This window comes from Ramlibacter sp., from assembly GCF_035554825.1.
In the GTDB taxonomy this organism is placed as follows: Bacteria; Pseudomonadota; Gammaproteobacteria; order Burkholderiales; family Burkholderiaceae_C; genus Ramlibacter.
The window spans coordinates 1-1,892 of sequence record NZ_DATMHS010000024.1 but is presented as its reverse complement, the minus strand read 5'-3'; the positions used below and the strand labels follow the sequence as shown (position 1 = coordinate 1,892).

The window sequence follows — 1,892 nt, the reverse complement described above, 5'->3', positions numbered from 1 at the left end:
CGACTCGGTGGGCAAGGTCGACGCCGGCAGCCAGCTGGTGGGGCAGGCCGGCGCCACGATGCAGGAGATCGTGGGCAGCATCAAGCGGGTGACCGACATCATGGGCGAGATCGCCGCGGCCAGCCAGGAGCAGACGCGCGGCATCGAGCAGGTGAACCAGGCCATCACCCAGATGGACCAGGTGACGCAGCAAAACGCCGCGCTGGTGGAAGAAGCCTCGGCCGCGGCGCAGTCGATGCGCGAGCAGGCCGGCGAACTGGTGCAGGCCGTCAGCGTCTTCAAGCTCGGCGCGCAGGGCGCCGCGCCCACCGAGGCCGGCGCCATCGCGCTGCCGGCGCCGGTCGCGCGCGCCACGCCGCGCGCGACGGCGGCCCTGCCCGCCCGTGCGTCCCGCCCCGAGCCGGCCGGCACGCCGTCGCAGCTGGCCCACGCCGGCAGCGACTGGGAAGCGTTCTAGCGCACGCACGCGGCACCGGGTCCATCCCGGCGCCGCGGCGCGAAGTCAGCAACACGATGACCATCCGAACCAAAATCATTGCCAGCCTGAGCCTCGTGTTCGTGCTGTTCGCCATTGCCGTGGGCGCCGCGCTGCTGGGCATGCAGACCGTCAGCGGCCGCTTCGCGAGCTTCCTGCAGACGGACCTCGCCCTGCAGCAGGCCGCCTCGAGCATGTACGCCGACGGCCTGCAAGGCGGGCAGGCGCTGCGCAACATCGTGCTCAATCCCGGCAATGCGACCTCGTACAAGAACCTGGAGAAGGCCACCGCCGACTTCGAGGCCAGCGGGCGCGCCGCCGCGGAACTCTCGGCCGGCGATGCGGCCGACCTGAAGCTGGTGCAAGGCGTGCTGGCGGACCGCGAGAAACTGGTTGCGCTGCAAACGAGGATCGTGGCGCTGGCCAAGCAGGACCAGGCCGCGGCCATCGCCGCCATCAGCGACGAGGAAACCCCCTTGTGGCGCAGCATCCGCGGGCGCTTGCTGGAGTTCGTCCAGGCCAAGAAGAACGACGTCGCCCAGACCAGGGCCGAACTGGCCGATGTCAGCCGCCGCATGTTCCAGCTGTCGGTGGGGCTCGCGATCGCGGCCCTGCTGGCCGGCGCCGGCAGCGTGTTCTGGCTGGTGCGGCACCTGATGGGGCAGCTGGGGGGCGAGCCGCTGCAGGCGGCCCGGGTGGCACGGGCCGTGGCCGACGGCGATCTCACGCAGGAGGTGGCGGTGGCGCCGGGCGACCACAGCAGCATGATGGCCGCGATGGCGGCGATGCGCGCCAACCTGACCTCGGTCGTCACCCGCATCCGCCAGGGCACCGACACCATCGCCACCGCCTCGGGCCAGATCGCGGCCGGCAACCAGGACCTGTCACAGCGCACCGAGGAGCAGGCCAGCTCGCTGGAAGAGACGGCGGCCTCGATGGAGCAGCTGACCGGCACCGTCAAGCAGAACGCCGACAACGCGCGCCAGGCCAACCAGCTGGCGCAGTCGGCCGCCGACGTGGCCGTCAAGGGCGGCACGGTGGTCGGCCAGGTGGTGGACACCATGGCCTCAATCAACGAATCGTCCAAGAAGATCGTGGACATCATCAGCGTGATCGACGGCATCGCGTTCCAGACCAACATCCTGGCGCTCAATGCGGCGGTCGAAGCGGCGCGGGCCGGCGAGCAGGGGCGGGGCTTCGCGGTGGTGGCGGCCGAGGTGCGCAGCCTGGCGCAGCGCTCGGCGGCGGCGGCCAAGGAGATCAAGGCACTGATCGACGACTCGGTGGGCAAGGTCGACGCCGGCAGCCAGCTGGTGGGGCAGGCCGGCGCCACGATGCAGGAGATCGTGGGCAGCATCAAGCGGGTGACCGACATCATGGGCGAGATCGCCGCGGCCAGCCAGGAGCAGACGCGCGG

Annotated in this window: 2 protein-coding genes; both read left to right on the top strand. The window is 71.3% G+C overall.

Translation table 11 applies throughout. The features are described from left to right. A partial coding sequence (locus VNT59_RS02320) for a methyl-accepting chemotaxis protein (protein ID WP_325496238.1) occupies positions 1–457 on the top strand: 457 nt, incomplete at its 5' end. A gap of 56 nt (positions 458–513) precedes the next feature. Continuing rightward, on the top strand, positions 514–1,892 hold a 1,379-nt coding region (locus VNT59_RS02315), incomplete at its 3' end, for a methyl-accepting chemotaxis protein (protein WP_325496236.1).